General features: G+C 47.8%; 19 protein-coding genes and 14 tRNA genes. 25 read left to right on the top strand and 8 right to left on the bottom strand.

The window, feature by feature from the left end; genetic code table 11:
* The first annotated feature begins 175 nt into the window (after positions 1 to 175).
* From petA to ACO6V5_RS11155, 3 genes are read left to right on the top strand one after another with little or no spacing between them, the layout of a single operon-like run.
* Positions 176 to 769: a ubiquinol-cytochrome c reductase iron-sulfur subunit gene (gene petA, locus ACO6V5_RS11165; RefSeq protein WP_422412223.1), complete on the top strand. Its 594-nt coding sequence runs from the start codon at positions 176 to 178 to the stop codon at positions 767 to 769.
* Positions 769 to 2,001, top strand: a complete 1,233-nt coding sequence (locus tag ACO6V5_RS11160) for a cytochrome b (protein WP_317142580.1) — start codon at positions 769 to 771, stop codon at positions 1,999 to 2,001. The genes petA and ACO6V5_RS11160 overlap by 1 nt, the downstream gene beginning before the upstream one ends.
* On the top strand, positions 2,001 to 2,756 hold the full coding sequence (locus tag ACO6V5_RS11155) for a cytochrome c1 (protein ID WP_422132999.1): 756 nt from the start codon (positions 2,001 to 2,003) through the stop codon (positions 2,754 to 2,756). The genes ACO6V5_RS11160 and ACO6V5_RS11155 overlap by 1 nt, the downstream gene beginning before the upstream one ends.
* 92 nt (positions 2,757 to 2,848) lie before the next feature.
* On the opposite strand, the gene ACO6V5_RS11150 is transcribed toward ACO6V5_RS11155, so the two are convergent.
* A complete protein-coding gene (locus tag ACO6V5_RS11150; RefSeq protein ID WP_422133000.1) occupies positions 2,849 to 3,364 on the bottom strand; it encodes a shikimate kinase in 516 nt (171 codons plus the stop codon).
* A 193-nt stretch (positions 3,365 to 3,557) separates the two neighbouring features.
* Here ACO6V5_RS11150 and ACO6V5_RS11145 point away from each other — a divergent pair, with 193 nt between their 5' ends.
* Entirely contained in the window at positions 3,558 to 4,118 is a 561-nt protein-coding gene (locus ACO6V5_RS11145) for a DUF2058 domain-containing protein (RefSeq protein ID WP_422412220.1), read from the top strand.
* 40 nt (positions 4,119 to 4,158) lie between these two features.
* On the opposite strand, the gene ACO6V5_RS11140 is transcribed toward ACO6V5_RS11145, so the two are convergent.
* From ACO6V5_RS11140 to ACO6V5_RS11130, 3 genes are all read right to left on the bottom strand, one after another.
* Positions 4,159 to 4,536, bottom strand: coding sequence for a RidA family protein (locus ACO6V5_RS11140; protein ID WP_422133002.1), 378 nt, complete (start codon positions 4,534 to 4,536; stop codon positions 4,159 to 4,161).
* Between the two features lie 110 nt (positions 4,537 to 4,646).
* A complete protein-coding gene (locus ACO6V5_RS11135; RefSeq protein ID WP_422412218.1) occupies positions 4,647 to 5,570 on the bottom strand; it encodes a hypothetical protein in 924 nt (307 codons plus the stop codon).
* Positions 5,571 to 5,633: 63 nt separating this feature from the next.
* On the bottom strand, positions 5,634 to 6,512 hold the full coding sequence (locus tag ACO6V5_RS11130; RefSeq protein ID WP_422412216.1) for a LysR family transcriptional regulator: 879 nt from the start codon (positions 6,510 to 6,512) through the stop codon (positions 5,634 to 5,636).
* Positions 6,513 to 6,781: 269 nt separating this feature from the next.
* On the opposite strand from ACO6V5_RS11130, the gene ACO6V5_RS11125 reads away from it, so the two are divergent.
* The 18 genes from ACO6V5_RS11125 (at position 6,782) to ACO6V5_RS11040 (ending at position 13,512) form a co-directional block, all read left to right on the top strand.
* Positions 6,782 to 8,074 carry a cation:proton antiporter gene (locus ACO6V5_RS11125; RefSeq protein ID WP_422133005.1) on the top strand — a complete coding sequence of 431 codons (1,293 nt, stop codon included), beginning with the start codon at positions 6,782 to 6,784 and terminating at the stop codon, positions 8,072 to 8,074.
* 255 nt (positions 8,075 to 8,329) lie between these two features.
* Complete coding sequence (locus ACO6V5_RS11120; RefSeq protein WP_422492200.1) at positions 8,330 to 8,752, top strand: IS607 family transposase; 423 nt, start codon at positions 8,330 to 8,332, stop codon at positions 8,750 to 8,752.
* Entirely contained in the window at positions 8,673 to 9,878 is a 1,206-nt protein-coding gene (locus ACO6V5_RS11115) for an RNA-guided endonuclease InsQ/TnpB family protein (RefSeq protein WP_422492199.1), read from the top strand. The genes ACO6V5_RS11120 and ACO6V5_RS11115 overlap by 80 nt, the downstream gene beginning before the upstream one ends.
* A gap of 171 nt (positions 9,879 to 10,049) precedes the next feature.
* The gene (gltX, locus tag ACO6V5_RS11110) at positions 10,050 to 11,543 is read left to right on the top strand and encodes a glutamate--tRNA ligase (RefSeq protein WP_422414121.1); all 1,494 of its coding nucleotides are present in this window, start codon (positions 10,050 to 10,052) and stop codon (positions 11,541 to 11,543) included.
* A gap of 258 nt (positions 11,544 to 11,801) precedes the next feature.
* Positions 11,802 to 11,877, top strand: a tRNA-Ala gene (locus ACO6V5_RS11105).
* Between the two features lie 53 nt (positions 11,878 to 11,930).
* A tRNA-Glu gene (locus ACO6V5_RS11100) sits at positions 11,931 to 12,006 on the top strand.
* A gap of 95 nt (positions 12,007 to 12,101) precedes the next feature.
* Positions 12,102 to 12,183 (top strand) — tRNA-Gly (locus ACO6V5_RS11095).
* 34 nt (positions 12,184 to 12,217) lie between these two features.
* Positions 12,218 to 12,300: transfer RNA gene (locus ACO6V5_RS11090), tRNA-Gly, on the top strand.
* Positions 12,301 to 12,334: 34 nt separating this feature from the next.
* Positions 12,335 to 12,417 (top strand) — tRNA-Gly (locus ACO6V5_RS11085).
* A gap of 34 nt (positions 12,418 to 12,451) precedes the next feature.
* Positions 12,452 to 12,527: transfer RNA gene (locus ACO6V5_RS11080), tRNA-Gly, on the top strand.
* 43 nt (positions 12,528 to 12,570) lie between these two features.
* A tRNA-Glu gene (locus ACO6V5_RS11075) sits at positions 12,571 to 12,646 on the top strand.
* 8 nt (positions 12,647 to 12,654) lie between these two features.
* A tRNA-Gly gene (locus tag ACO6V5_RS11070) sits at positions 12,655 to 12,730 on the top strand.
* A gap of 43 nt (positions 12,731 to 12,773) precedes the next feature.
* Positions 12,774 to 12,849, top strand: a tRNA-Glu gene (locus tag ACO6V5_RS11065).
* Positions 12,850 to 12,857: 8 nt separating this feature from the next.
* Positions 12,858 to 12,933 (top strand) — tRNA-Gly (locus ACO6V5_RS11060).
* Between the two features lie 43 nt (positions 12,934 to 12,976).
* Positions 12,977 to 13,052 (top strand) — tRNA-Glu (locus tag ACO6V5_RS11055).
* A gap of 3 nt (positions 13,053 to 13,055) precedes the next feature.
* Positions 13,056 to 13,131 (top strand) — tRNA-Ala (locus ACO6V5_RS11050).
* Between the two features lie 195 nt (positions 13,132 to 13,326).
* Positions 13,327 to 13,402 (top strand) — tRNA-Ala (locus tag ACO6V5_RS11045).
* Between the two features lie 34 nt (positions 13,403 to 13,436).
* A tRNA-Glu gene (locus tag ACO6V5_RS11040) sits at positions 13,437 to 13,512 on the top strand.
* A 206-nt stretch (positions 13,513 to 13,718) separates the two neighbouring features.
* Here ACO6V5_RS11040 and ACO6V5_RS11035 read toward each other — a convergent pair.
* Complete coding sequence (locus ACO6V5_RS11035; protein ID WP_422133007.1) at positions 13,719 to 13,919, bottom strand: hypothetical protein; 201 nt, start codon at positions 13,917 to 13,919, stop codon at positions 13,719 to 13,721.
* Positions 13,920 to 14,177: 258 nt separating this feature from the next.
* On the opposite strand from ACO6V5_RS11035, the gene ACO6V5_RS11030 reads away from it, so the two are divergent.
* On the top strand, positions 14,178 to 14,678 hold the full coding sequence (locus tag ACO6V5_RS11030; protein ID WP_422133008.1) for a GAF domain-containing protein: 501 nt from the start codon (positions 14,178 to 14,180) through the stop codon (positions 14,676 to 14,678).
* A gap of 63 nt (positions 14,679 to 14,741) precedes the next feature.
* Here ACO6V5_RS11030 and ACO6V5_RS11025 read toward each other — a convergent pair whose 3' ends face one another.
* On the bottom strand, positions 14,742 to 15,890 hold the full coding sequence (locus tag ACO6V5_RS11025; RefSeq protein ID WP_422492197.1) for an RNA-guided endonuclease InsQ/TnpB family protein: 1,149 nt from the start codon (positions 15,888 to 15,890) through the stop codon (positions 14,742 to 14,744).
* A complete protein-coding gene (locus tag ACO6V5_RS11020) occupies positions 15,868 to 16,239 on the bottom strand; it encodes an IS607 family transposase (protein ID WP_422492196.1) in 372 nt (123 codons plus the stop codon). The genes ACO6V5_RS11025 and ACO6V5_RS11020 overlap by 23 nt, the downstream gene beginning before the upstream one ends.
* 401 nt (positions 16,240 to 16,640) lie before the next feature.
* Here ACO6V5_RS11020 and ACO6V5_RS11015 point away from each other — a divergent pair, with 401 nt between their 5' ends.
* Both ACO6V5_RS11015 and ACO6V5_RS11010 read left to right on the top strand, forming a co-directional pair.
* Positions 16,641 to 17,528 carry a DMT family transporter gene (locus tag ACO6V5_RS11015; protein WP_422133010.1) on the top strand — a complete coding sequence of 296 codons (888 nt, stop codon included), beginning with the start codon at positions 16,641 to 16,643 and terminating at the stop codon, positions 17,526 to 17,528.
* 64 nt (positions 17,529 to 17,592) lie between these two features.
* On the top strand, positions 17,593 to 18,666 hold the full coding sequence (locus tag ACO6V5_RS11010; RefSeq protein ID WP_422414036.1) for a hypothetical protein: 1,074 nt from the start codon (positions 17,593 to 17,595) through the stop codon (positions 18,664 to 18,666).
* Between the two features lie 41 nt (positions 18,667 to 18,707).
* On the opposite strand, the gene ACO6V5_RS11005 is transcribed toward ACO6V5_RS11010, so the two are convergent.
* A complete protein-coding gene (locus tag ACO6V5_RS11005) occupies positions 18,708 to 19,265 on the bottom strand; it encodes a chalcone isomerase family protein (protein ID WP_422133012.1) in 558 nt (185 codons plus the stop codon).
* Positions 19,266 to 19,710: the final 445 nt, after the last annotated feature.

Raw genomic sequence — 19,710 nt, 5'->3', positions numbered from 1 at the left:
TCTGCTGCTTAGGTGGGACAAATAATCAGACAAGGCTTTGACAGGGGGTGAGAGAAAGGTCATTTAAAGATTTTTCTCTTAGTAAGAGACGTAACTCTTGTACTCCCTGCTAATATCCCACCCGTGAATTAAAAGAAGTTTTTGGGCATTTGCCTGGATGGGGAGAGTAGGTTAAATGAGTGACAACGGCGTAAATAACAGCCGGCGCCGCTTTCTCGTGGCTGCGACTTCGGTGGTGGGGGCTGCCGGGGCCGTTGGGGTCGCTACACCTTTTATCAAGTCATGGAATCCCAGTGCCAAAGCAAAGGCTGCTGGTGCTCCTGTGAAGGTGAACCTCAGCAAGTTGGAGCCGGGACAGCAGATTGTAGTTGAATGGCGCGGTAAGCCTGTGTTTGTGGTAAGACGAACCCAGGCCATGCTGGATAATATAAGGTCTCTGGATGACAAGTTGAGAGACCCCAGGTCCGAGAAATCAGAACAGCCAGCGTACGCAGCAAATGAGTACCGTTCCGTGAAGGATGAGTACCTGATTCTGGTCGGTCTTTGCACCCACCTCGGGTGTTCACCCAAATACATGCCTGAAGTTAAACCGATGGAATTTGACCCTGAATGGAAAGGTGGTTACCACTGCCCATGTCATGGTTCGAAGTTCGATCTGGCTGGTCGTGTATTCAAGGGAGTGCCTGCGCCCACCAATCTGGAAGTGCCTCCTTATACCTTTGAGAGCGACACAGTCATCATTGTCGGCCAAGATGAGGAGAATACGTAATGGGCAACTTCATGGATTGGCTTAATGCCAGGCTACCTGTCACCCAGGTCTGGGAAGATCATCTCAGTAAATACTACGCACCAAAGAATTTTAACTTCTGGTATTTCTTCGGCTCTCTGGCGCTACTGGTTCTGGTTAACCAGTTGCTGACCGGTATCTGGCTGACCATGAGTTACGTGCCCAGTGCAGAGCAGGCTTTTGCTTCCGTTGAATACATCATGCGTGATGTGGAATACGGCTGGCTGATTCGCTACATGCACTCTACCGGCGCATCTTTCTTCTTTATCGTTGTCTACCTCCACATGTTCCGTGGTCTGATCTACGGCTCTTACCGAGCTCCAAGGGAGTTGGTGTGGATCTTTGGTATGGCCATTTATCTGGCACTGATGGCTGAAGCCTTTATGGGCTACCTGCTGCCATGGGGTCAGATGTCATACTGGGGTGCCCAGGTTATCATTTCCCTGTTCGGTGCTATCCCTGTTATTGGTCCAGACCTGCAGCAGTGGATCCGGGGTGACTTCCTGATCTCGGGTATTACTCTGAACCGTTTCTTTGCTCTGCACGTTGTGGCTCTGCCTATCGTTATTCTGGGTTTGGTGGTCTTGCATATCATTGCCCTGCACGAAGTGGGTTCCAACAACCCTGACGGTGTTGATATCAAGAAGCTGAAAGACAAGGACGGCGTACCTCTGGATGGTATTCCATTTCACCCATACTACACCGTGAAAGACCTGGTAGGGGTTGCAGTCTTCCTGTTTGTGTTCTGTAGTGTCATGTTCTTCTTCCCTGAAATGGGTGGCTTCTTCCTTGAGTACGCTAACTTTGAGCAGGCCGATGCACTGAAGACTCCAGCGCATATTGCACCGGTATGGTACTTCGGAGCCTTCTACTCCATCCTGCGTGCGATCACCTTTGACATAGGTCCGATCGACTCCAAGCTCGGTGGTGTTATCATGATGGGGGCAGCGATTGCTATTTTGTTTGTCCTGCCATGGCTGGATCGCAGCCGGGTCAGATCCTGGCGCTACAAGGGTATTATCAGCAAGGTTGGGATCTTCCTGTTTGCCATTGTCTTTGCGGTGCTGACCTGGTTAGGAACTCAGCCGGCGACAGTAACCTACACACTGATTGCACAGCTTTGCACCCTGTATTACTTCGCATTCTTCCTGTTGATGCCGTTTTATACACGATGGGAAAAAACCAAACCTGTACCGGAGAGGGTGACCGGATAATGAAAAAAACAATAATTACCCTGTTGTTTTCGCTGGTCCCAGTGCTTGGATTTGCGGCGGGTGGTTCAGGTTATCCTCTGGATCCGATTGAGACTGATCACTCTGACAAGGCATCGCTGCAGCGTGGTGCCATGTATTATCAGAACTTTTGTGCGGGCTGTCATGCGACTCAGTTCCAGCGCTACGAGCGTGTAGCCGACGATATCGGTATTCCACACGATCTGATGATGGAAAATCTGGTACCAAAGTCTGCCAAGATCGGTGATCTTATGAAGAACGGTATGCGCAAGGATGAAGCCAAGGTATGGTTTGGTGCTGCGCCACCGGATCTGACCATGGTGACCCGGGTACGTGGTGAAGACTGGGTCTATACCTATCTGCGTACTTTTTATGAAGATCCAAAGCGTCCGTGGGGTGTGAATAACAAGGTATTCCCTGACGTGGGTATGCCTCATGTGCTGATGGAGCTTCAAGGTGTTCAGATTGACAGCTGTCAGGGTGCAAGCCCGACCGAGCGTGATCCTCTGACCGGTGAGAAGATTTGTGGTCTGGTTGTGGATCCTGAGCGCAAAGGCTCCCTGACTCCGGCTGAATACGATCAGGCGATGTATGACTTGACCAACTTCCTGTCATACTCTGCTGAGCCTGTGAAGCAGAAGCGTCAGCAGCTGGGTATCTATGTCTTGTTGTTCCTGGTTCTGCTCTTCATCGTAGCTCTGCTGCTCAAGCGCGAATACTGGAAAGATATTCACTGATTGACAGTCTGTTAGCGTAAAAAAGCCCATGTCGGAATATCTGTCATGGGCTTTTTGTTATCTGCTGTTTTTCCCCGGGTAGTTGTGATCACTCAATCTGTTTGAAGAAGTGGTTTAACCTGCTCAATGATTTCCAGTGCCAGCGAGTCCTGACAGAGGGTTCGGCAATCGATAGTTACATCTGCGTATTTTTTGTAAAGCATCACCCGTTCTTCAAACAGATCCTCAATGGTTTGATCTTCTGCACGAGCGATACCCCGTGTATCAAAGTTATGAATGCGCTGACGAATCTGCTCAAGGTCCAGATCCAGAAAGACGATGACCGATTCTTTAGCAAGATGTTTCATGGCGGCTTCGCTGTAAACGGCTGAGCCCCCGGTGGCAATGATGTGCCGTTTAAGATTAACTTTGAGCAGTTCTGCTTCTTCAATGTCTCGAAGAGACATATAGCCTGATCCGTCAACAATATCCTGCAGGGTTTTCTGTTGGCTGATCTGGATCAGTACATCGGTATCCAGAAAGCCAAAGGCCAGATCTTTGGCCAGAATAATACCAATAGTACTTTTTCCAGCGCCTGGCATACCGATCAGTGTGATGTTGTTTTTCATTGTTAGCGTCACCCGTGACTGCTTTCCAGAGTTTAGTGGCCTATTTTCAAACACCTGAATGCTCAACTGCAAGTCCTCTGTTGAAGGCATGTGTCTTATCTACCAGAGTTCGGCTGGCTCCGAAATCACGCGGCTGCTAAGATATCACTCCTGAGATTTTATCCATCTTCGATCCATCTATTTTGAGCAATCCATGAGTAAATCATTAAGAGACCAGCTGATGGGCGCTGGTCTGGCAACCAAACAACAGGCATTGAAAGCCAAATCCAGTAATAAGAAAAAGAAGAAGCAGGCTGCCAAGACTGGTGAGCTGACCGATCAGGAAAAACGCCGTATTGAACTGGAAAAGCAGAAAGCCGACCAGATAGAACGTGATCGTGAGCTCAATCGCAAACTGGAGGAAGAACGTCAGAAAAAGGCGCTTGCTGCACAGGTTTGTCAGCTCATTGAGATGAACACTATTCCCCGGGAAGTCGGTGATGTGGGTTATAACTTTGTGGTGGATGGCAAGGTTAAAAAGATCTATGTCTCTGAAGACATGCAAAACAGACTGAGTCGGGGGCTTTATGCGATCGGTATTCTGAGTCAGGCAGACGAAGAAGAATATCGGGTGATTCCCGCAACAGTGGCCAGAAAGATTGAAGAGCGTCAACCTGCTGCTGTGGTTGTTCAGTCTGAAAGTCAGAGCGAGCTGACCCAAGAAGAGCAGGAGTGGTACGCGGATTATGAAATTCCGGACGATTTGATGTGGTGAAGCACTGGGGGCGTTCAGGCCCCCTTACTGACGCAACTGACTACTCAGTGGTGGCAATGACTTCAATTTCTACCTTCACATCTTTGGGCAGGCGAGCCACTTCTACCAAACTGCGAGCAGGGAAAGGGAAGGTAAAGTACTGCTTGTAAACTTCATTGATATCAGTGAAGTCATTCATATCTTTTACGAACACCGTCGCTTTCTTGACCTTATTCAGGCTGCTGCCTGCGGCTTCCAGAACAGACTTTAGATTTTTCAGACACTGATGAGCCTGTTCTTTGGTGTCTTCAGACATTACTCCGGTCTCAGGCTCAATGGGCAGCTGGCCGGAGGTGAAAATCAGGTTGCCAAACTGAATCCCCTGGGAGTATGGGCCAATGGCAGGTGGTGCATCCGGGGTTTCAATGACTTTGTGCATAATACTTAAGTTATCTGGGGCGGTTTACCAATTTTAGTTTGCGGATTCTAATCACCTGTCAGGGCTTTGTCATCGTAGTGAGGGGGGGTAACTGGCCGATTCAGGTACAATTACTTAACAGGAATATCCAGACCACCTTCTTTGAGGTACTTGATCACTTCTTTGTAACGCTTTTCGACGGAAGCATCTTTCAAACTTCCGAACCAGAATCTCCAGACAGTACTGCCAGCAGCATCCGCCGCCTGAGTACCATTAGTGCTAAAGAAGAGCGTGTTTCCTCGTTTAGTGGTCAGTAAGTAGGAGGCGCCTACTATTTCATCAGGCATTTCAGTGCAGGTCATCTCTTTGTCACGGAGACTGGAATTGGCAGTGTTATTAACCTCTTTTTTATAAATCTGCTGTTCCTCGGGCGAGCGTTTATCCAGACCGCCTTTGGTGTACGCCACATAAAGCTCCACAGGTGAACCTTTCTGCGCCATTCTGCGCAGGGTGAAAGTCCTGTCCTGAATGGTTTTAACCCGGTGCGGGTCATCCTGCATGGAAGCTGACATGGTTTGTCTGAGTGCTTTGCCCACAGGATTGCATAGCGGGGTGGTCGGTTTGCGGGTGTGGATAATCGCTATTGCATGACTGAGGAGGGCTTCATCAAGCATATTCATCAAGCTCTGCTCAAAGGTTTTCTGAAAACTGACAGCTATTGGGCGTGTGAACTCATCACTGCCGACAACCTGAACTTCAGGTGTGAGCATGAGGGGGCTGATGACCAGGCTTGCGATGTTGGTCTTGATACTGCTGGCAAGCTCTTCGTCACTGATTATTGTGCTGGAGATGTCCGTAAGCACAGTCATTTTCAGTTCATTGACATCCAGCTTTTCCAGCTCTGCATTGCTTATTTTCGATGCAGGCTCGGTCTCTTCAGACTCGGAGGCATTAGCTTTGGCCAACCAGAATGCCAGAATCAGAAAAACAATATTCCAGATGGTCTTGCTGGTAAAAAGCGGTTTTGAGTGTGAAGGCTTTGCCGTGAGCTGCAAAATAATATCCCTGTACGCTGTTCATCAGTAGCTCACTTAAAATAGTCAATATTCCGGTTTCTGTCAGCGAAGAGCTTTCAGTATCAGTTGAATGATCTGGCTCTGATACTTTTTCCTGTGAAGCAACAGAGAGAGGGTTCTTTTCATGGTGATTCCGGAGGTTTTGACAGCAACCAGTTCGCCCAGCTCCAGTTCATGGCTGACGCAAAGCCGGGACAGGCAGCCGATGCCCTGACCGTACTGTACCAGCTTTTTGATGGCTTCTGACTGGTTTAGTTCCATCTTGATAGGCAGGTCAGTCAGCTTTTGGCTCAGATGTTGATCAAAAATATTTCGGGTGCCAGAGCCCGGTTCCCTGAGAATCCACTGCTGGTGATTGAGTTCTTCCAGTGAGATTTCCCCCCGTTTAGCTATAGGGTTGTCAGGGCTGCAGATGACCAGCAGTTCATCTTCTTTCCAGGGGATGACGTCAATATCTTCATGCTGGCAGGGACCCTCTACACAGCCAATATCCAGGTCAAAACTGGTTACCCGCTTGATGATGGTCTCGGTATTACGGATATCCATGTTAAAGCTGATCCTGGGAAAGTCTGCACTGAACCGGGCCAGAATATCGGGTAACAAATAGTTGCCAATTGTGGTACTTGCACCGATTCGAAGATGACCCGATTCGGTGTTTTGCAGATCTCTAAACAGAGTTTCTATTTCAGACGTCCGATCCAGTAACTCGGAGGCCAGAGGCATGAGTAGCTCGCCCTGGTGATTGATCAGGAGCTTGTTGCCAGTGCGGTCAAAAAGCTGGCAGCCCAGCTGATTCTCCAGCTCGGCAAGGGCCATGCTGGTAGCGGGTTGAGAAAGGCTAAGCTGTTGGGCAGCCAGGCGAACCTGTCCGAGACTTGCGACAGCCCGGAATGTCTTGAGCTGTTTCAGTGTGATGTGCATGTTGAGGTTCTGATTAGGGTAACGCTTGTATTTTAAACTGGTTGAGCACAATACTGAATTTTAAGATGTCTGATTGTCTTCACCTTTACGTCTTTGTAACCTATGGAGTTAACGGCTGATGTAAGCTCTGCACCAGTCTCCTGGTTGAGCTGTCAATTCCTCGGTGGGATGCTATTTTTCCTTGGTACCTCAGGCGCAATTGTTCTTCCTGGTCTACCCGAATCGACATAATCCTGATGTCTCATTGAATCGTTTTCAGAGGTTTTGATATGCATGAAACCGGCCTTGCTACACAGGTCCTGATACTGGCTGCTCTGCTGCTGCTTGCCACCAGCTCAGCCATATTACTAAAAAAATTGCGGTTTCCTTATACCATTGGTCTGGTAGTAATCGGCATGGCTCTGGGAATTCTGGCGCAATACACTGACGTATTGGGGCCCTTATTAAAGGTCGAACTGTCCCATGATCTGATCATGTATATCCTGCTTCCGGTGTTGATATTTGATGCGGCTATCAACATAAAGCCTCCATATCTGTTTCGTGAGATGACTTCGGTGTTGAATCTGGCCATATTTGGCGTAATCCTTTCTATGCTGGTGGTTGGGGTCATCATGAATGTGCTGACTCCTCTCAGTCTCGCTGGAGCTATGCTGTTCGGGGCGCTGATTTCTGCAACGGACCCCGTTGCCGTTATTGCCCTGTTCAAGGAAGTTGGAGCGCCGGCTCGAATGTCTATGCTGATGGATGCAGAGAGTCTGTTTAATGATGCCACAGCAATTGTTATCTTCGGGATTGTCCTGGCGGTTATTCAGGCCGGTGGCGGCCTCGGCGTCGGTGTTCTGTTCGACGGAGTCTGGTCATTTATCGAAATCTTCTTTGGCGGAATACTGGTTGGTTTGGTCATGGGTATCGGTATGGACTGGCTATTGAAGCTGGGCAGAAACGAGCCCTTTGTGCAGATTGCTCATACCACTATCCTGGCGTATAGCAGCTTTATCGTTGCTGACCACGTTCTGGGAGTATCCGGTGTTATGTCAACTATTGCTGCGGGTATCGTTACTCGATCCAATTCAGGAAAAGTATTGTCTCAACAGGTGCGCAGCTTTATTACGCCTTTTTGGGAGTTTGTGGCCTTTATTGCTAACAGCCTGATTTTCCTGCTTTTGGGGATGAAAGAAAACCTGTTATTCAGAAATCTGGACCACTTACAGTACTATTACCCTTACCTGTTGATCGCCATTGCTTCTGTTTTGATTGGTCGTTTGGTCGTCGTCTATCTGCTCCTGCCCATATCTAACCGCCTGCCGGTGGGGCGTCCGGTGGATAACAAAATCAAAGCCATTATGTTTTGGGGTGGTTTGAGAGGTGTAGTGCCTGTTGCACTGATGCTGTCGATTCCTGACAGTATTCCCGAGAAAAAACTGATTATGGACATGACTCTGGCTGTGATTTTGTTCTCTCTTCTGGTTCAGGGCACTACAGTAAACTGGCTGATGAGAAAGCTGGGTGTCAATCAACACTACATCATAGTTAGAGAAGCTATGAAAAAGCTGGGGGGATAACCCTTTTAATGATTCATCGTGAAAGCGGTAATAAGCAGTCAAATAAAATTGCAACAATCGCAAAATCAATTACGCCAGGCACAAGATAAATCGTCAAAAGGTGAATTTATCTTGTGGGGTTCAACTACAAAGCTAGCCAAGATAGAAGGCGTAACCAGCCAAACTATGAGGCGCAAGATCGAAAGCGGTCACTACGAAAAAGTGAAGCAAACCAGTTGTGGTCACTTCCGCATATTCATTAGCCAGTAAAGGAAGATATGCTATGCAAGAGTCAGTTCTGGAAAGCAAAAATCCAGCATTGATACGCAAAAGCGTATCTTACTCAAAGAGCACCCTGATGCAGAATTTATCAGCGACATTGCCAGTGCTTTCAACTTTAAGCGAAAAGGACTGCAAACCATTCTGGAATCAGCGGTGTGCGAAAATCCAACCCATATTGTGGTTGCCACAAAAGATAGTCTTGCCCGATCAGGGTTTGGACTCATCAAGTGGCTTGTTGAATTATCGGGAGGACACATCGAGGTTTTGGATGACCCGGATAACGCCAGTGAGTCATTCGACACCCAAGAGCTTATCGGTTTCATTACCTCATTCTGCAATAGCCACTACGGGAAGCGATCTGCTAAAAGACGCAAAGAGAGTAGCGTCAAAAAAGATCAGGTTTTACCCAGAGAATAAGCAAGCCTATCACGATGCCCTGATACTCTATCGCAGGTCGTACAACCTTGCTGTTGAGCGTTTCCGCAACGATGACTATAAAGATGCCAGCGGAAAATTCATCAACATGCGACCCGCCATTAAAGCTCAAGTGGAGCAGGAGCAAAAAGAAAGTGGCAGGGCTTATAACTCGATTGTTTCTGATAATGGAACACTGGCGGCAGCGGCTACATTCAAAGCGGTCTGCAAGCACAACAAGAAGCTCAAGGGAGCTAAAGAGGGCTTTGCAGAAATCAGTTTCAAAAGCCGCAAAGGTAGCAGGCACTCACTCTCTATTGACCGTTTGCCAAAGGGGTTAAATCCCTGCGTACAGGCTCTTGGCAAGATTCACCTGACAGAAGATGTGCCAGCAGAAGCGATTGGCAAGTCTTGTGTCATAACCTACGACAAAGGTCGCTGGTTCATTCAGGTTCAACAACATATTGAGCTAAATCCCGAAATCCAAGGGAAGGTTAGATGCGTTGGAGTTGACCCCGGAGTTCGCACCTTTGCCACTTGCTACAGCGAAAAAGAGGCATTGATAGCGGGTGATAAGGTTGCAAAAACAAAGCTGTTCCCACTGATGAAGCAAGTGGACAGCTTGATCAGTCAAAAGCAAAAAATCCTGAACACGCAGAAAGGCGTTAAGTTCCCCGACATGCCCCAGTGGGCAAGAGATCGGATTATTCATTTCAACAGGGAAATTGACCGGCTGAAATGCAAAAAGGATGACATTGTTCTTGATCTGCATAACCGGCTGGCGTTCGAGTTGGTGTCGAACTACGACGTTGTATTTTTGCCAACCTTTGAGGCAAGAGGTATGGTCACACGCAAAGATAAGAAGGTTCGCACCATTCGCCGTAACACCTGCCGCCAGATGCTTGACCTCAATCACTACCCATTCAAAAAGCGGCTTAAGTGGTACGCAAAAAAGTATGGAAAGCATGTAGTTGATTGCAACGAAGCCTATACATCCAAGACTCAATCATGGAACGGGACCATTGACGAAAAATTAGGTTCTTCCAAAATTATTAAGGGTGAGGGCTTCACCGTTGATCGTGACATCAACGGTGCCAGAAATGTCTTTCTCAAGTGTTTGACAAGGTAGCTTGAACCTTATCCATAACAGCGAGTGTTGCGCTCGTTGCGGATTTAATCAAGAGCAACGCTAATGAACGGATTGTTGGCCTCAAGTATTAACCGGTCGTTGATTCGTTGTCGATGCGGCCCTGCAGGGTGTAGACTAGCGGCCACTTAAAACTTTACTCATTAGTAGATCATGACTGTTCGTACTCGCGTAGCTCCCTCACCTACCGGCGATCCCCATGTGGGAACGGCCTATATTGCCCTGTTTAATATGGCTTTCGCCAAAAGTCAGGGTGGGCAGTTTCTGCTTCGCATAGAAGACACTGATCAGGCGCGAAGTACCGCTGAATCTGAACAGCAGATTCTCGACTCTTTGCGCTGGCTGGGGCTGAACTGGGATGAAGGCCCTGATGTGGGCGGTCCTCATGGCCCTTATCGTCAAAGTGAAAGACGTGAAATTTACGACGAGCACGCGCAAGCGCTGCTTGATAAAGGGCATGCTTTTCGTTGCTTCTGCAGCGCTGAGCGTCTGGATGCCCTGAGAGCAGAGCAGGCTGAAACCAAACAGGGCTCAGGTTATGATGGTCACTGTCTGCATTTGTCTGAAGAAGAAGTGCAGAGCAAGATGGCTGCAGGCGAGCCCCATGTTATTCGCATGAAGGTACCTTCTCAAGGCAGTAGCAAAGTAGAAGATATGTTGCGTGGCACCATCGAAATTGAATGGTCTCAGGTGGATATGCAGGTTCTGGTTAAAGCAGACGGTATGCCTACTTACCATCTGGCTAATGTGGTCGACGATCACCTGATGGGTATTACTCATGTCATCAGGGGTGAAGAGTGGATCAGTTCTGCACCCAAGCACCAGCTGCTTTATCAATACTTTGAGTGGGAAATGCCAAAGCTCTGCCACATGCCACTGCTGCGAAATCCGGACAAGAGCAAGCTATCCAAACGCAAGAATCCAACCAGTATTACCTATTATCGGGATGCCGGCTACCTGCCAGAAGCGCTGCTGAATTACCTGGCTCGTATGGGTTGGTCGATGCCGGATGAGCGCGAGAAGTTTAACCTGGAAGAGATGGTTGAAAACTTTGACATCCAGCGTATTTCCCTGGGTGGTCCGATTTTTGACCAGGAAAAACTGTCGTGGCTGAACGCCAGTTGGATTCGTGAGGATCTGAGCACCGAGCAGTTTGCCGATCGCCTTCATAAATGGTTGCTCAACAGCGACTACATTATGAAGTTCCTGCCTTTCGCCCAGGGGCGTGTCGAAACTCTGGCTGACTTTGCTCCCATGGCCAGCTTTATGTTCTCTGGCATGTTAGAGCTGTCAGAAGAAGACTTTATACATAAAAAGCTTGCGTTGGCTGAGGTAAAGAAAGTGCTACAGTTCACCCTTTGGAGACTGGAGCAGCTCAGGCAGTGGAACAAAGAAAATATCTTTGCTGAAGTGAAAACCCTTGCCGGGGAGATGGGATTGAAGCTGGGAGATTTTAATCCTCCAATCTTTATCGCCATTGCCGGGACACCGAACTCCTGGTCGGTAATGGATTCTATGGCCATTCTCGGTGCCGACATGACTCGAGCCCGTCTTCGCCATGCGGTCGATGTTCTGGGTGGATTGTCCAAGAAAGAAACCAAGCGTTTTGAAAAAGAGTTCAGGGTACTGGGAGCTGGGTCTGAGTAAACCTGACTCATCCCTCACTATAGAAAAGGCTGGATTTTTCCGGCTTTTTCTTTATCAGGGGTTGAAGCTTTGTTTAAAGCCTGAGCGGTAAAGCGTCCAGCGATCAAAAACTATATAACTATCTGCTTCAATTAAACATTTTTTCATAAGTGAGCTTGACAGGTCAGGGGGGCATCCATATCATTCGCCCTGCGTTTCGGGGCAGCCAAACATCTTTTCAGGAAGGGTAGGGTGAGCCGGAGTGTTAAGGAGTATTTTGGGGCTATAGCTCAGCTGGGAGAGCGCAACACTGGCAGTGTTGAGGTCAGCGGTTCGATCCCGCTTAGCTCCACCAAATTTTCAAAGCCAGACGTTTTGTTCGTCATGGGCGTTTGAATAAAAAATTGTGTCCCGTTCGTCTAGTGGCCTAGGACACTGCCCTTTCACGGCAGTAACAGGGGTTCGAGTCCCCTACGGGATGCCATTTTCAAAGTCGGTGAATAGTATTTTTACTGATTGTTCTGACCGGCTAAGTCATTAGACTGCGTCGCTCAGTTCATTGTTGAATGCACTGATTAAGCGGGAATAGCTCAGTTGGTAGAGCACAACCTTGCCAAGGTTGGGGCGCCTCACAGTTAAAGAGTGAGTCTCGTTTCCTGCTCCGGACTTTGAAGAAGTCCTAAATAATCTTCATTGCGGGAATAGCTCAGTTGGTAGAGCACAACCTTGCCAAGGTTGGGGTCGCCTCAGAGTTAAAGAGTGAGTCTCGTTTCCTGCTCCGGACTTTGAAGAAGTCCTAAATTATCTTCATTGCGGGAATAGCTCAGTTGGTAGAGCACAACCTTGCCAAGGTTGGGGTCGCCTCAGAGTTAAAGAGTGAGTCTCGTTTCCTGCTCCGGACTTTGAAGAAGTCCTAAATAATCTTCATTGCGGGAATAGCTCAGTTGGTAGAGCACAACCTTGCCAAGGTTGGGGTCGCGAGTTCGAGTCTCGTTTCCCGCTCCAAATTAAAGGCTGTATGCGCAAGCATATAGACACAAAAGATTGTGTCCCGTTCGTCTAGTGGCCTAGGACACTGCCCTTTCACGGCAGTAACAGGGGTTCGAGTCCCCTACGGGATGCCATTTAAAATGCGGGAATAGCTCAGTTGGTAGAGCACAACCTTGCCAAGGTTGGGGTCGCGAGTTCGAGTCTCGTTTCCCGCTCCAGATTAAAGGCTGTATGCACAAGCATACAGACACAAAAGATTGTGTCCCGTTCGTCTAGTGGCCTAGGACACTGCCCTTTCACGGCAGTAACAGGGGTTCGAGTCCCCTACGGGATGCCATTTAAAATGCGGGAATAGCTCAGTTGGTAGAGCACAACCTTGCCAAGGTTGGGGTCGCGAGTTCGAGTCTCGTTTCCCGCTCCAAATTAAAGGCTGTATGCACAAGCATATAGACACAAAAGATTATGTCCCGTTCGTCTAGTGGCCTAGGACACTGCCCTTTCACGGCAGTAACAGGGGTTCGAGTCCCCTACGGGATGCCAATTGGGGCTATAGCTCAGCTGGGAGAGCGCAACACTGGCAGTGTTGAGGTCAGCGGTTCGATCCCGCTTAGCTCCACCATAATAATGCTTCATAAAAAAAACAGTCATTTGACTGTTTTTTTTATGTCTTTATAAAGTTCGATTGAGCTCTTAATGAATTTGCTTTTTGACAAAATCGCCGTAAACCCTCCGCACGGCGGGGAGTGTCACAGACCTCGGTAGTATCTACTACTTGATCATTGAGAAAATAACTGCATAATACTCATCAGATTTTGGGGCTATAGCTCAGCTGGGAGAGCGCAACACTGGCAGTGTTGAGGTCAGCGGTTCGATCCCGCTTAGCTCCACCAATTTAACACTTTCCTGGTGTTAGCTAAATATTGTGTCCCGTTCGTCTAGTGGCCTAGGACACTGCCCTTTCACGGCAGTAACAGGGGTTCGAGTCCCCTACGGGATGCCATTTATCTTTGAAGTGATGAATAAATTGAGATGATCGAAAAGATAATTCAATCATTCGTTGCTGCAATACAATTCCTTTCCCTGGCACCGATTCCCTTCTTAATTATTAAATGTGCAGAATGCTTTTCATCAGTCTGTTTGTCCAGGTCGGTCAGCCAGAAAGTGAATTGTCTGGCTGATGCAGGCTGAATCAACCAGACAGAAATGTCAGAGCATATAAAGGCCAATTACAAAGAGAATACCGGGTACGAAGAAGCCTACCAAAGCACCGGATTCCCTGTCGCCCCAATGTTTGTCGGAAATCTCTCCCATCAGGTAGGTAGCGGCAATCCATGCCACCAGGCAGAAAGCCACGATGATCCATCCGGTGGTCGACATTTCTTCAAGAATTCGATGTAAATTGAACATTACAGCCTCTCTGTTAATTGTGCTTTTGAACACACACCCCCTTCTTAACACTAGTCCAGCTTAGACGGGCTTCGGGAAAGTGCACGGTTAGCCTTATAATTAGTTAGAGTGACTTTAGAGACATAAGTTCCCCTTGGAGTCTCTGAACTTGTATATAAACTGGCTCTGATGGTGATAATAACGGCAGTGGCTACGTACTCTGCTGCGAACTGCTACTAACTTAGGGCTGTATCAAGCTGTATCTAAATGAGTGCAAGTATGTTTAAAGTTGTTGAGATGCCGGAGGATAAAGCCAGCTTTTATCGAATATTGGTGGCTCAGGCAAAGGCATTGACTGAGGGTGAAATGGATGCACTAGCCAATCTCGCCAATGTTGCCAGCCTGCTGTTTACGACCATGGCAGAGGTAAATTGGGCCGGGTTTTATATCGTCCGGGGCAATGAGCTGGTACTGGGGCCGTTTATGGGTAATCCTGCTTGTGTTCGCATCCCGTTTGGCCGGGGCGTCTGTGGTACTGCTGCCCGGGACCAAACCACCCAGCTAGTGGCTGATGTGACTGCATTTCCTGGTCATATTGCCTGTGATTCAGCCAGTCAGAGCGAGATCGTGATTCCGTTGTCTAAAGGGGGTGAGGTGAAAGCGGTTCTGGACATCGACAGTCCGATCACTTCCCGTTTTGATGAAGAAGACCAAAAAGGTCTGGAGGCCTTGGCAGAATTGCTGGAAGAAAGGGTTCAATTCGACCAGCTTTGCTACTGAGGTCTATCCTCTTGATTAAAACCGCAACGAGCGCAACACTCGCTGTTATGGCTAAGGTTCAAGCTACCTTGTCAAACACTTAAGAAAGACATTTCTGGCACCGTTGATATCACGATCAACGGTGAAGCCCTCACCCTTAATAATTTTGGAAGAACCTAATTTTTCGTCAATGGTCCCGTTCCATGATTGAGTCTTGAATGTATAGGCTTCGTTGCAATCAACTACATGCTTTCCATACTTTTTGGCGTACCACTTAAGCCGCTTTTTGAATTGGTAGTGATTGAGGTCAAGCATCTGGCGGCAGGTGTTACGGCGAATGGTGCGAACCTTCTTATCTTTGCGTGTGACCATACCTCTTGTCTCAAAGGTTGGCAAAAATACAACGTCGTAGTTCGACACCAACTCGAACGCCAGCCGGTTATGCAGATCAAGAACAATGTCATCCTTTTTGCATTTCAGCCGGTCAATTTCCCTGTTGAAATGAATAATCCGATCTCTTGCCCATTGGGGCATATCGGGGAACTCAACGCCCTTCTGAGTGTTCAGGATTTTTTGCTTTTGACTGATCAAGCTGTCCACTTGCTTCATCAGTGGGAACAGCTTTGTTTTTGCAACGTTATTACCCGCTATCAACGCCTCTTTTTCGCTGTAGCAAGTGGCAAAGGTGCGAACTCCGGGGTCAACTCCAACGCATCTAACCTTCCCTTGGATTTCGGGATTTAGCTCAATATGTTGTTGAACCTGAATGAACCAGCGACCTTTGTCGTAGGTTATGACACAAGACTTGCCAATCGCTTCTGTTGGCAGATCTTCTGTCAGGTGAATCTTGCCAAGAGCCTCTACGCAGGGATTTAATCCCTTTGGCAAACGGTCAATAGAGAATGAGTGCCTGCTACCTTTGCGGCTTTTGAAACTGATTTCTGCAAAGCCCTCTTTAGCTCCCTTGAGCTTCTTGTTGTGCTTGCAGACCGCTTTGAATGTGGTCGCTGCCGCCAGTGTTCCATTATCAGAAACAATCGAGTTATAAGCCCTGCCACTTTCTTTTTGCTCCTGCTCCACTTGAGCTTTAATGGCGGGTCGCATGTTGATGAATTTTCCGCTGGCATCTTTATAGTCATCATTGCGGAAACGCTCAACAGCAAGGTTGTACGACCTGCGATAGAGTATCAGGGCATCGTGATAGGCTTGCTCATTCTCTGGGTAAAACCTGATCTTTTTTGACGCTACTATCTTTGCGTCCTTTGCGTCTTTTAGCAGATCGCTTCCCGTAGTGGCTATTGCAGAATGAGGTAATGAAACCGATAAGCTCTTGGGTGTCGAATGGCTCACAGGCGTTATCCGGGTCATCCAAAACTTCGATTTGTCCTCCCGATAATTCAACAAGCCACTTGATAAGTTCAAATCCTGATCGGGCAAGGCGATCTTTTGTGGCAACCACAATATGGGTTGGATTTCCGCACACCGCTGATTCCAGAATGGTTTGCAGTCCTTTTCGCTTAAAGTTGAAAGCACTGGCAATATCGCTGATAAATTCTGCGTCAGGATGTTTTTGGAGTAAGATATGCTTTTGCGTGTCAATGCTGGATTTTTGCTCTCCAGAACTGACTCTTGCATAGCATATCTTCCTTTACTGGCTAATGAATATGCGGAAGTGACCACCACTGGTTTGCTTCACTTTTTCGTAGTGACCGCTTTCGATCTTGCGCCTTATAGTTTGGCTGGTTACGCTTTCAATCTTGGCTAGCTTTGTAGCTGAAACCCACAAGATAAATTTACCTTTTAATGATTTATCTTGTGTCTAGCGTAATTGATTTTGCGATTGTTGCAATTTTATTTGACTGTTCCGAAACCTCATTGCTCAACACCGGGGTTTTGGAACACATGTCAAGTTTGTCGTCTACCCACATCACCAAGTCCAATGGGTAAGATGGTGTGCTTCATCTTTTTCAGGGAGGAGAAACAGTGTCTACCTGGATCTGGCTGACTTTGATGGCCGCTGTTGCTCAGGCATTTCGCACGGCATGTCAAAAAACACTTTCTGAGCGAGTCAGTGTCTGGGGGACCACATTTTCCCGATATGTTTTCTCACTTCCCCTGGTTTGGGTTTATTTGTATCTGCAACTGCACTGGCAGGATTCTGAGCTGCCTGAAATCTCTTCCACTTTCCTGCTCTACAGTTTCGGCGCCGGATTGGCTCAAATCGCTGCTACGGTTGTTATCGTCAAGCTCTTTCACCTGAGAAACTTTGCGATTGGGGTTATTTATTCCAAGTCTGAGACGGTTCTGGTGGCTGTGTTGGGTGCCATTATTTTTTCCCAGATGCTCAGCTGGGCGGGCTGGATCAGTGTTTTGTTGGGGACGGTTGGGTTGATCTTTTTGAACCCGCCCGGGCAGCAAGGATGGCGATCCCTGTTTTCGGTATCTGCTGCGTTTGGCCTCGGCGCAGGGTTCCTTCTGGCTTTGACCACCCTTTGGGTCAGACAGGCGAGTTTGTCGCTGGATGATGATCCGCTCGTGGCTTCGGCCTATACACTGACTGTCACAGTTCTTATGCAAACGGTGCTTTTGGGTGGCTTTATCTGGTTAAAAGAGCCTCAGACTCTGGGAAAGCTCATTCAGCAATGGAAGTTAAGTGGCGCTGTCGGGCTTCTCAGTCTGCTGGGGTCCATCGGCTGGTTTACAGCTTTCAGTCTGCAAAACCCGGCCCTGGTCAAAACCTTGGGGCAGGTTGAATTCTTCTTCACGCTGATTATCTCCAGTCGTCTGTTCAGGGAAAAACATTCGCCTCGTGAATATTGTGGTATGGCTCTGATTCTGAGTAGTGTCATTCTGCTACTCTGGCTTGCCTGATTTATTAAGGGATAGGGCTAAAGGTCGATAAAACGGTTATTAAGCTATCAGAGGCTTTTTTCAAATGACCGCTCTCCGATCTTCCTTTCTGATCCTGTTACTCATCCTCAGTCGTGCCTCCAGGGCAGAATTTGTTGAATTACCGAAGGTGCCGGACTTCTCTGAACTGCAAACCTATGAAGAGGCCATACACCAGCTATTTCAGGGTAAAGGTAAAAACTTTAAAGAAATCATAACCGCCGGTGGCGAGCTCGATCGGGCTTACACCGTTTTGTTTGATGGTACTGAATGGTTTGTCAAAATCTTTCGAGAAGATTGTTATGGATGTGAATTGATACGCTTTGAGTCTGAATGGCTGCTGAAAAAGAAGCTTTCGCTTTACCTCTGGTTGGTCAGGGTGAATGCTGAACTGGTACTCCCGGATCGTGCTGCTACTTTCATGCTCAATCAAAAGCAGCATTACATCCTGAGTTATCCTCTGGTTCCGGGCAGGAACTTGAGTGACATTTACAATCAACAGTATCTTGCTTCACATTATGCCTATTTCTTCCCGGAATGGCTGCAACTGTTCTATCAACAGTATCTTGCCTCAGATCATGCCCTGAATACCAAACAGAAAATTTTGCTGAGAAAAGCTTTTTACCGTTATGGGCAGGTATTGGCTCTGGCTCATTTAGATCCAAGACGGCCCGCCAAAAATATTGCCGAAATGTTGAGCCGGATGGTTCGGTTACACCTTCCGGACCGAAATGGAAATAATGAAATCTATGACCAGGAATCTGATCGAATCTACCTGGTGGACCTGGCGGAGACCATTGGCGAATTTGGTGAGCCAGCCTATGTGCATGAAGATCTTGAGGAAGTGGTGGGAAGTTTGGCTGAAATGGCCTCTGATGCTCAGACCAGGAAGGGGTTTTATTGTGGGGTTGCCTATGACTGCATAGTGAATCCGCTCAGGCAGTTTGCTCTGGGTTATGCAAGCAGTCTGCCTCTCTACAATCGCAAAATGGTAATCACCATGATAGGGGAGGCGATGGTGGGTTATCTGCAGAAAGAATGTCTTGGTGAAATGCAGGGAGACCGCTTTTGTCATGCCGTGGAAACTATTGAACAGCAGTTTCTCAGTGATCAGAGCTAAAGGTTCAGGAGTAAGCAGCCAGTAAACTGGCTGCGAAAGTATCAGTGGCCCAGCATATCAGCCTTGAGGTCAGCGTCGGCAGGTTGATCTCCCAGCCAGACACCCAGTAGAGCTTTGCTGAAGTCATCACCTTCGATGGTAGCCAGCTTTTTCCCATTCTTATAGACATTAACGCCCTTGCCGGGGGTGATAAACATTACGAAGTTATCACCCTTAACAATCTCGTCTTTGAAAACATCGATAAAGGCGGTCAGTCGATCTTCGAGAGGTGCGATCTGGCCACCGGTCGACTTCTCAAATCCTTCATTAACGGCTTCAGTGAGTTTTTCAGAAGTGATCAGCGTGGAGGTGATGAACAGCTGAATGGCTACAGGCGTTGTGCTGTTCAAGACACTGCTGGCTTCACTGGCTTTTTCCGTGGTGAAGAGCGAGCCTACGTACAGATCAACAAAAAATTTGGAGCGGACACCTGCACCATTGAGTTTCAGAGTCTGGTTTTCCAGGGTTAGCGTTTCTGGAACATTTACACCATCTAGCTCAATGGCCTGAACGTTCAGGCTCATTACAAGCGCTGAAACAAAGAGGAGTATTTTTTTCACAGATCTCTCCTGAAGGGAATGACGAAATGAAGAGCTAAATATACGCTAACCGACGAATAACTGTGAAAAAAACAAATGTATTAATTGGTAAAGAAAAGAAAATGAAAAGAGACTGATCATAACCAAAGGTTGGAAAGTTGACCTGCTGGTGTAGGTATTCACCGGGGGTTGGCAGAACAAACCTCCCCTGTATAATGCGCCTCCACTGAATGGTGCATGGCTCTCAAAGAGCACGCAAGGATCCATTGCAACAGCGTTTAAAACGGTGATTGACAATCGGATCGAACAGCGTAGAATGCACCGCCGCTGAGACAGAAACGCAACGCTCACTGAGTGAACGAATGCGGTCTTGGTAAGTTGAAAAGTGACTTAGAAAACAAGCACTTGACAACAAAAACGGTCGCGGTAAGATAGCGGCCTCGCTGAACAGCGCTGACCGCTGAAT

Source organism: Endozoicomonas sp. ALD068, assembly GCF_049310145.1.
Classification (GTDB): domain Bacteria; phylum Pseudomonadota; class Gammaproteobacteria; order Pseudomonadales; family Endozoicomonadaceae; genus Endozoicomonas_A.
The sequence above is the reverse complement of the archived record's forward strand: the minus strand, read 5'-3'. Positions and strand labels throughout refer to the sequence as shown.